7 protein-coding genes, 7 tRNA genes and 1 pseudogene (1 of these 15 cut by a window edge) are annotated in these 9503 nt (G+C 38.7%); 13 read left to right on the top strand and 2 right to left on the bottom strand.

The features are described from left to right. Positions 1-950 (bottom strand): annotated as a pseudogene (locus tag VZF35_RS14385) (IS1182 family transposase); it reaches 654 nt to the left of the window's first position. Positions 951-1693: 743 nt separating this feature from the next. On the opposite strand from VZF35_RS14385, the gene VZF35_RS14380 reads away from it, so the two are divergent. From VZF35_RS14380 to VZF35_RS14365, 4 genes are all read left to right on the top strand, one after another. Beyond that, the gene (locus VZF35_RS14380) at positions 1694-2398 is read left to right on the top strand and encodes an AraC family transcriptional regulator (RefSeq protein WP_407305837.1); all 705 of its coding nucleotides are present in this window, start codon (positions 1694-1696) and stop codon (positions 2396-2398) included. A gap of 84 nt (positions 2399-2482) precedes the next feature. After that, positions 2483-3397 carry a DMT family transporter gene (locus VZF35_RS14375; RefSeq protein ID WP_407305835.1) on the top strand — a complete coding sequence of 305 codons (915 nt, stop codon included), beginning with the start codon at positions 2483-2485 and terminating at the stop codon, positions 3395-3397. Positions 3398-3436: 39 nt separating this feature from the next. Next, entirely contained in the window at positions 3437-4096 is a 660-nt protein-coding gene (locus tag VZF35_RS14370; RefSeq protein ID WP_407305833.1) for a B3/4 domain-containing protein, read from the top strand. Positions 4097-4270: 174 nt separating this feature from the next. Then, the gene (locus VZF35_RS14365) at positions 4271-5143 is read left to right on the top strand and encodes an alpha/beta hydrolase family protein (RefSeq protein ID WP_407305831.1); all 873 of its coding nucleotides are present in this window, start codon (positions 4271-4273) and stop codon (positions 5141-5143) included. Positions 5144-5584: 441 nt separating this feature from the next. On the opposite strand, the gene VZF35_RS14360 is transcribed toward VZF35_RS14365, so the two are convergent. Then, on the bottom strand, positions 5585-5707 hold the full coding sequence (locus VZF35_RS14360; protein WP_407305829.1) for a hypothetical protein: 123 nt from the start codon (positions 5705-5707) through the stop codon (positions 5585-5587). A 578-nt stretch (positions 5708-6285) separates the two neighbouring features. Here VZF35_RS14360 and VZF35_RS14355 point away from each other — a divergent pair. From VZF35_RS14355 to VZF35_RS14315, 9 genes are all read left to right on the top strand, one after another. Continuing rightward, positions 6286-7563: a glycosyltransferase family 2 protein gene (locus tag VZF35_RS14355; RefSeq protein ID WP_407305827.1), complete on the top strand. Its 1278-nt coding sequence runs from the start codon at positions 6286-6288 to the stop codon at positions 7561-7563. 113 nt (positions 7564-7676) lie between these two features. Beyond that, positions 7677-7752 (top strand) — tRNA-Val (locus tag VZF35_RS14350). Positions 7753-7814: 62 nt separating this feature from the next. Further along, positions 7815-7890, top strand: a tRNA-Asp gene (locus VZF35_RS14345). Positions 7891-7898: 8 nt separating this feature from the next. Beyond that, positions 7899-7974 (top strand) — tRNA-Phe (locus VZF35_RS14340). A gap of 1 nt (position 7975) precedes the next feature. Beyond that, a tRNA-Gly gene (locus VZF35_RS14335) sits at positions 7976-8050 on the top strand. Positions 8051-8063: 13 nt separating this feature from the next. Then, positions 8064-8138, top strand: a tRNA-Cys gene (locus VZF35_RS14330). Between the two features lie 10 nt (positions 8139-8148). After that, positions 8149-8236 (top strand) — tRNA-Leu (locus VZF35_RS14325). A gap of 3 nt (positions 8237-8239) precedes the next feature. Then, positions 8240-8316, top strand: a tRNA-Val gene (locus VZF35_RS14320). Positions 8317-8739: 423 nt separating this feature from the next. Then, entirely contained in the window at positions 8740-9411 is a 672-nt protein-coding gene (locus VZF35_RS14315) for a DUF1638 domain-containing protein (protein ID WP_407305825.1), read from the top strand. Positions 9412-9503: the final 92 nt, after the last annotated feature.

Below are 9503 nucleotides of genomic sequence, written 5' to 3'. Positions count from 1 at the left end.
GATCAGTGTTGCTATGTCGTTACGATCCTGAAAGATTCCAACCCCTGTTACATAGTCACTTACCACGCCAATCTGGACATTGTAAGCCGGCTTTAACTGAGCATTGCGCATATGATCATCTTTCATATGCATAAACGTGGCATCAGGATCGGTCTTGGAATAGCTGTTTCTTCCCTTGAAGAATTGGTTATGTCGGTTGTACTTTTCTTGCCGGGTATAGAATTTCTTCACGTCTTCTGTGAACTTCTGCAGCTTTGATTTCCGTTTTCTAATACCATGAACAAATTGAATCTGCTCTTGTTGACGTTTTTCTTCCAGGTAGGAAAGGACAACCTTAAGATCCTTAAGCAACGTTTCCTTGGTTACGTTAAAATTCTTCAAATAGCTCAAATTGATCTCCTCAAGACAGGACTGAATTTTTAGGAACATCTTGGCCTCATTCTTATGAACAACTTTCTTCCAGACAAACGTATAACGGTTAGCATTGGCTTCAAGTTTTGTCCCATCGACAAAGAGGTTCTTAAACTCTACTTCGCCAATCGTATGTAAATACGTTACCATTTGAAAAAAGAGGCCTTCTATTGCTTCTTTTAGATAGTCCTTTCGAAATCGAGCAATGGTGCTGTGGTCGGTGCTTTGTATCCTTCTAATAACCACATGAAGTTAATATCTCTTTTACATGCAACTTCAATCTTCCGACTTGAGTAAATGTTGTTCATATAGGCATAGGTCAATACTTTGAACAGGATTTTGGGTTCGACTACAGGTTTTCTTCCAGTGGAAGAGTAGGCCTGATACAACGCTTCGTAATTTAATCCCTCCAAAATGTGGCTTAGTAGTCGAACTGAGTCATCCTCCGGTATTAACACGTCAAAATTAAATGGCAAAACTAATTGATAGTGTCCACTTAATTCGGTATAATTTTTAGAGTGTAATTTGGTTACTAGCATAACTAAAATTATACGCTAGCTGTGGGTTCTTCGGGACCTGCAGTTTTATTTTTATAAAGAAGAAGAAGGACCGTTGCTCGCGAACTATTTTAGTTCGTTTTGCAACGGCCCCTTGTTTTATGCTAAGGATGGAAACAGATGTGGAGTTTAGTAGAATGAAAGCAACGGGGTTCCACCCGTCCGGGATCCACACTGCAGGAGTCTGCGTTATAAGTCGCAGTGTGGCGAAAAGCTCGTCCGACTTTCGTCACACGGCAGGGGAATACCTTGTGGGTGGTCCTGTGGCGAAAGGCTAAGATAATAGAGTTTCCTTATGAGGCGTGAATTGCTGACACCAATAAGAGGCCGATATACAGCATGGGCTCCGTTAACCCTTTATCGTGTACTGGCCTATCTTCGGTTAAAAACTCGCTTCATGAAGGTTTAGAATGGTAAAATAGTTACTAAGGTGCTCCCGAAAAGTTGGATTATGCGAAGGTCATTTGGAAGTCATTTGTTATGGATATTAGTGATGACCATTATACGTTAGATAAGTAAACAATAGCACCGCCAATGATTTACTTATGAAATGGTGAGCCTTACCACAAATAATGTTCTCTATCTAACATTATTGAGTAAAGCCAGTCAATTTATTGCTGGCTGGCTTTTGGCTATCTCTTAGCATTTTCAGGCAATTAATAAAGCAAGTACATTATTATGATATAATAGTAATCGCTATTTGTTTCTAAAAGGAGGAGAACGCAATGGATTTACTCGATTCAGTAAAATGTGAACGTAGAACATATACGGATAAGTGTCAAACCCATTCTCATCCTTATTGGCAACTGATATTACCATTACAAGGTAATATGAACATAAAAACAAATATGTTCGACCTTGAGTTGGATGATAAATCTTTGTTCTTTTTGCCTCCTGATTTTACACATAGTTTTTATGGCAAAAGCAAAAATGAGTTCTTGGTATTAGACATACCTTCTAAACTCTTTTATACATTTGGGGTTAAAACATTTAACAGAGAACTGCACCAGGTTTTTGATGAACGATGGAAGGCGATTAGATATTTAATATTACAAGAGACAGACAGCAGTTCTTTATCGGATTTAGTGCGATATTCAGGCAGTCTTTTATTTCAACAGAATATTCCTGCATCAATACAATTTATACATGAAAATTTCCACCAGCAGTTAATGGTGGAGCGTTTAGCTTCAATTGAGCATTTTAACGTTTCATACTATTGCAAGTGGTTTTACAATCAAACTGGCATGACAGCAAATGCTTATATCCAAAAAATTCGTTTAGAGAAGGCGAAAGAATTGCTGGAAACAACAGAACTATCTTTATTGGAGATTGCATTACAGGTTGGTTATTCACACCAATCATCTCTTACAAGGCTGTTTAGAAAGATTGAAGGGTTAAACCCTATTTGGTATAGAAAAAGGCGTAATTAGGATAAAACGGCCTTAATTTAAGATAAGAAAACACAGTTCACTTTTATTAATATAATAAGTAAATCATGAGAAAGGTTGATAAAAGTGAACACAGGTCTTATGCTAATAGTTTTATCCGCTATACTTTGGGGGACAGCAGGTATTTCTGCAAAGTATTTAATCAACATATACTCTCTATCTGCATTGACGATAGGGGCTATGCGTTTATTGATTGCTTCTCCTGTTTTGTTGACTATGTCAAAGATACAATTAAAAGAAAAAGTTAAAATAGATAGAAGACACTATGTGTTATTCGTGATTTATGGAATCACTGTTGCAACGTATCAAATTGCCTACTTTTCGGCAGTTAAAAGTATAATGGTTTCGGTTGCTACGCTGATAGCCTTATGTACCGCTCCAATATTTGTAGCAATACTCTCAAGAATATTTCTCAAAGAAAAAATGAAAACTACAGTTATTACCGCTCTTGTGGTTAGTATAGTTGGGACATCTTTGATTATCGGTTTAAGAGGCAATCAAATTTTAGCGGGTACTAGCTATTGGGGATATATTTTGGCTCTAGGAGCAGGGTTATCTTATTCTGTTTACACTTTATGTGGCAAGGAACTGGTTGTTTATTATCCGTCTACCAAGGTAATATCAATTACGTTTAGCTTGGGAGCATTGCTTATGCTTCCATTTGTCAAAATACCAGGCAACCTTTCTTGGAATGCATGGGCTATATTACTTTATTTAGGCGTTGTACCTACGGCGATTGCCTACATTATTTTTACTCAGGGATTAAAGAAATCTTCAGCAACCAAAGCGTCAATTGCCACATTATTTGAACCATTAACTTCTACTACTTTGTCAGTTTTACTTATCGGTGAGAAATTTAATGCATCTCAGCTTTTAGGTGCTTTATTACTTTCTTCAGCGTTATTCTTACTTGTATTCGGCGATTATTTTGAGTCGATAGGCAGGCAATTTAAGATTTGGGTGGGAAAGTTTAACCCCTAACCACATGAAAACAGTTACTCTTAATATGGAGGTTTATCAATGCAAGTTCAAATTAGCTATGAAGTTAAAGACATATGTGAAAATGTATGTTTAGGGATATTGATATATTCCGCTAAAGTGGAAGAAAGTTCTCCTCGGTTTTTGGAATTATTTCAAAGAACTATTGAAGGATTGAATAATCGGTATACAATGCAAGATATCGCTGATATACCCCACATTCGGTCAACAAGAAATGCATATAAGGCATTGGGTAAATCCCCTTCGGAATACAGGAATGCTTGTGAGGCAATGCATCGTCGAATAATAAAGGGAAATGGACTTTATTATATAAATAATATAATTGATGTTAATAATTTAATGTCTGTGACAACTGGTTATTCAATTGGCTCTTATGATATAGAGTTGCTTTCAGAACCAATAGAATTAAAAAGAGCGTTAGACGGTGAAAAATATCAGGGAATAGGTAAGGATACGGTAAACATCGAGCATTTACCTACACTTTACGATAAGAAGGGTGCCTTTGGTAATCCTACTAGCGATAGTAGAAGAGCGATGATTCAGAGTGGCAGTCGAACTATAATGAGCGTGATTTATTCTTTCGATGGAGAAAGTGACTTACAAGAGGTTGTAGATAGGTATTGTGATTTACTTAGACAATATTGCTCGGTCGATAAAATTGATATTATGATGGTACGTTAACAATCGCAAGCTGTGTCCATGCACAGTTTGTTTTTTATACATGTTTGCATGTTCTTATACTGTGATGATTGGTAGGATAATTGGTGACAAAAGGTTGAGCCTATGTAGACTCAACCTTCGTTTAGACATCTAGGACTACAAGTTGACAAATTGGTAACCTTTAGGAGGTATACTATGAATAGTAAACAATTCAATACATATGTGGGATGCAAAGAAATTCAAATTAGAGATGAAAGCAAAGACATTTTTTTTAATGTTCTTGTGCAATATCCAACAAATGAGTCTTCTGCCCCGACAGCATTTGGGCCATACACAATGGATGTTTGTGTCAATGCCGAGTTTTTAGAGGGTGGATTTCCACTTGTCATGATTTCTCATGGCAGCGGAGGTTCGCATCTTCTTTATCGAACAATTAGCACACACCTTGCAAAAAATGGCTTTATTGTGGCGATGGTAGAGCATTATGGAAACAACAGGAATAATAATGAATTAGAAAACACCGAAGAAAATCTTATTCTGCGACCAAAGCATATCAGCCTAACAATTGACAAACTTCTTTCAGATAGTTTTTTTAGCAAACATATTATAGATGAGAAGGTGGCAGTCATAGGGCATTCAATGGGTGGGTATACAGCTCTTGCATTGGCAGGTGGCATTCCAAGAACAAGAGAAGGCAAAAAAATAGAAACTAATCCTGACCCAAGAATTAAGGCAATAGTTTTGCTTGCTCCTGGAACAGGCTGGTTCATGAATGGTTTGGATAATGTAACAATCCCTATCCTTATGTTAACAGCGGAACATGACCCAATCACTCCTGCTTGGAATGCCGAAACTGTATTAAAGAGCATTCCGGATGAATCACTGGTTACTCTCAGGAAGATTGCCAATGCGGGTCATTTTTCTTTTCTTAGTCCCTTTCCAGAGTCAATGAAAAATACGAAGTTCCAACCATCAACTGACCCGGAAGGATTTGATAGAGAAAAATTCCACGTCCAATTATCAAAAGAGATACTTGCTTATCTTAATGAAAACTTGTACTTAAATTGAATAAAAAAAGGCCCCAGCTCTATATGTCGGCTGGTGGGGTATGTGAGCGATCCCAATTTAGCCGAGATTAGAGTCGCTTTTTCGGAAGCCCACCAAGGAGAGACGCCAGATTGTGTCAACAAACACAAATACTGAACTGATCAATCTGTACGGGATGGTACTAAGGGCTTCAAAGGATTCATGGTTCTTTATGTTAAACAGTTGTTTTGGGAGTAAAAACTTAATTCGTAATACCAAAACACAGGGGTTCAATTAATAGGCTATACTTCATAAACCTTATAAATAAGCCAAAAATCACACGAGCATTCGGACGCGAATCTCCATGTGATTTGGACTGTGATATTTAGTGTTATGCGCGTGATCATTAGAGAAGCGTTAATTATGTGTCATTGTTCAATCTACATTGGGCTGCTTCATCTGAATATCTGATGTTATTTCTCTTTAGTTCGATAATTGGTCGGCATGGTTTTCTTTTTCATGCTTATCTGCATCATACCCAAACCGAAATTTTTGGTTGCAATATGAGCAGTGAATGAATTTACCATCATCAGATGGAATTGGCATAATAAGCCACCTCCTTGCTGGAGATTCTAACCAGCAAAAATGGTAATTATACTTAATTATTTAAAAGCTGATGATCTTTTACAAAGTTGCTCATAAAGTAGAACTGAGGTGAGGAAGATGTGGCAAAGATGGCTTGATTCGATGAAAATAGAATTTCATTGGTGGAAACGAGATATAATTAGGCGATGGCGTTTGGATACTCCGCTAGGCATGTCGGGCATACTATTGATAATCTCAGGTGTTCTTTTACTGTTTGTTTTAGGTAATGGGGCCGCACATCTCTTTCGATTTTTTGTTCCTTGGGTATCTGGTTCACATATAGGCGATGTTTATTGGCAATCAATAGGTTTTGGGATAAAGGCTAGTCTGACGTTTATGTTATTTTGCGTGTCTCTTATTGCCTTTATAGTTTTTAAATTATCAGAACGGCAATGACAATAAGAATAATTTAGTTCTAATCTAATAATTTGGTAAATAAGAGTAAATGGTGAACATTTTGGGTATAAATCTTGGACAACTATCCTTGCATAGGTTTGGTTCCTATGTTAGAATTTATTGGTTAGAAGGAGGTCAGATCGGTGGATTTGTTGTCTGGGCTTACAGTTACACAGTTATTCAACATTATTATGGTTCCAATCCAAGTAATTATTATCTTTTTGACCTTTTACTATTTTGTTTTATCAATGTTTGGGTTGTACCGCAAGCGAGAGGTTAAGGTACTTACGCCTGAGAAAAGCTTTGCTGTAGTAGTCGCAGCACATAATGAAGAAGCTGTAATTGGACCGCTGGTAGAGAATCTTCGAATGCTTGACTACCCTAAGAAACTGTTTGATATTTTTGTAGTTGCAGATAATTGCACTGACAAAACTGCCCTAATTGCACGTAACACAGGCGCGATTGTTCATAGACGTTTCAATACTGAAAAAAGAGGTAAGGGCTATGCTCTTGAATGGATGTTCCATCGCCTTTTTAAAATGGAGCGTCAATACGATGCAATAGTGATTTTTGATGCCGATAATTTAGTCAAAAGTAATTTTCTTTTCGAAATGAATAGCAAGCTTTGCCAGGGACATAAAATAGTTCAATGTTACTTAGATTCGAAAAATCCGTTTGATACATGGGTAACTAATACGTTTTCCATAGCTTTTTGGGTTACAAATCGCTTGCTGCAGCTTGCAAGATATAACACAGGCCGTCTTTCTAATGTTCTCGGTGGGACAGGCATGTGCATCTCTACGGATGTCCTAAAAGAATTTGGTTGGGGAGCAACATCTCTGACTGAGGATCTTGAGTTTAGCATGAAAGCATTATCCCATGGTATCAAAACAACATGGGCCCATGATGCTGTTGTTTATGATGAAAAACCGCTGACATTTATGCAATCTTGGTATCAAAGAAAACGATGGGCTCAGGGTCAAGTAGATGTGGCCGGGCGTTACTTTTTTCCCTTAGTATTCAAAGGAATACGTGAAAGGAAGATTATGTACCTTGATGCAGCGATACACCTCTTCCAACCTGCACTTGTTATGATCGCAACCTTTTTTATGATTACAAATTTTATTTCTGCATTACAGGTACATTATACACATGTCTTTACATTAGTTATGCCTTGGACGGGATGGCAAATATTATCCTCTATTCAATACCTTTATCCGGTAGCGGCTTTAGCTCTCGATCGGATACCTTGGCGGGCTTATGTAGGCCTTATTCTCTATCCCATATTTATCTATAGTTGGATTCCGATCGTATTTTTAGGCTTTATAAATCGCAAAGATAAACAATGGTCTCACACTAAGCATACTCGTTCCATTAATATTGAAGATGTAGTTAAGCAAAAAAAGGTATCGACAAGTTAGGATAAGCCTGTGATGCTCGGAAGAATTTGACCGATAATATAAAATCTATGACTATAAAAAAAAGTTTTGACAGAGAGCATATTTTTGTGTATACTGATAATCGTCAGTCGCCCGGGTGATTAGCTCAGCTGGTAGAGCGCCTGCCTTACAAGCAGGATGTCGGCAGTTCGAACCTGTCATCGCCCACCAATTCAAAGGTCAGAGGTTGTGAGTCCGTTAGGAAAGCCTGGGGTCGAAGACGTAGAGAATGAGGCCCCGTGGTGTAGCGGTTAACATGCCTGCCTGTCACGCAGGAGATCGTCGGTTCAATTCCGATCGGGGTCGCCATATTAATTGCCTCGGTAGCTCAGTCGGTAGAGCAGAGGACTGAAAATCCTCGTGTCGGCGGTTCGATTCCGTCCTGAGGCACCACGCGGGTGTAACTCAGTGGTAGAGTGTCACCTTGCCAAGGTGAAAGTCGCGAGTTCGAATCTCGTCACCCGCTCCATTCATCATCCCATGGCGGCATAGCCAAGCGGTAAGGCAGAGGTCTGCAAAACCTTTATCCCCCAGTTCAAATCTGGGTGCCGCCTCCAATTTAATCTTGCCGATGTGGCGGAACTGGCAGACGCACGGGACTTAAAATCCCGCGGGTTAATAGCCCGTACCGGTTCGATTCCGGTCATCGGCACCATATGGGTTTGTAGCTCAGCTGGTTAGAGTACCGCGTTGACATCGCGGGGGTCGGAGGTTCGAGTCCTCTCAAACCCACCATATGAACATTAAGCCTCTCTGAAGAGAGGCTTTTTCATGCCATTAACCTCCTTTGATAAGCCGAAAATAGTTGTCTAGCTAATAAATGTGTTGCTTAAATAAGTTTTTATCGGAGGATCGTGATATCAGAATGGCCTGTAGAGCCTTAGAACTAAAAATAATTTCATAGATGATTGACAAAAAACTATCCTTATCATAGTATTTCAGTAGCGTAACTATATGAACGTCAATTGGTTTTTAATGTGAATGGAACGATATAGATACGTGACACAATTTCTTGAAAGCAAAGGCCGTACGGCCTTAGAATTTTATCCATTAATGTGTATATACACGTTAGATCTGAAATTGTGTTGGCAGCTTACGGAGCATTATCGGGCAGAGATAGACGTAAAGTAAGGATACGAGTGAGAAGGAGATGCTATTATGACTCTAAAGATAATTGCTTGCGAGGTTATGAAAGAGGAACTTCTTGCTGTATCGGCAGGTCGTAACATCCAGTTTGAATTTCTCCCGCAGATACGGCATAATCATCCGGAGAAATTGCGACTGGAATTGCAGAGTATTTTAGATAGTTTAGTTGGCTGTTCGCATGTAATTTTAGGTTATGGACTTTGCGGGGGCGCTGCAAATAAGCTGCGGGCAGGTGACTTTACTTTGACAATACCACGAGTACATGAATGCACTCCCCTGCTTCTCGGCTCTCAAGCAAATTATGAAAAGCACCATTTGGAGGAACTGGGTACGCTGTATATGTCATGTGGCTGGACGAATAGCGAGGGATCGATTATTGGAGAGTATCATCGCACCTACGAAAAGTATGGAGAAAAAATGGCAGCCAAAATCCTTGACCTTATGTATAGTAACTATAAGCGTGTCTTATTTATTCGCACAGGTATTAACAATGATGAGATATACTTGCAGCGTTCCAGGGAAATAGGGAGGTTACTAAAATTAGATCATGAGATAACGAAAGGGAGTTTAACATATTTTAAAAAATTAGTCCATGGACCTTGGCTTGAAGATGAATTTATCAACGTTCCGCCACATGGATTGATCGATGAATCAAGTTTTAGAAATCAACATCAGAAAATCTGATTTCGTAGTTCTAAGGGTTTAGAGTTTATTGCCTAGTTATACGATTCGATTTAGGCAGCATCTTTCGTCTGTCTTATCTTTTTATGCGTACA

The sequence above is a fragment of the Desulfosporosinus paludis genome, assembly GCF_045689965.1.
Lineage (GTDB): Bacteria > Bacillota > Desulfitobacteriia > Desulfitobacteriales > Desulfitobacteriaceae > Desulfosporosinus > Desulfosporosinus paludis.
Note: the sequence above shows the minus strand (reverse complement) of the source record. Positions and strands in the feature narration are given on the sequence as shown.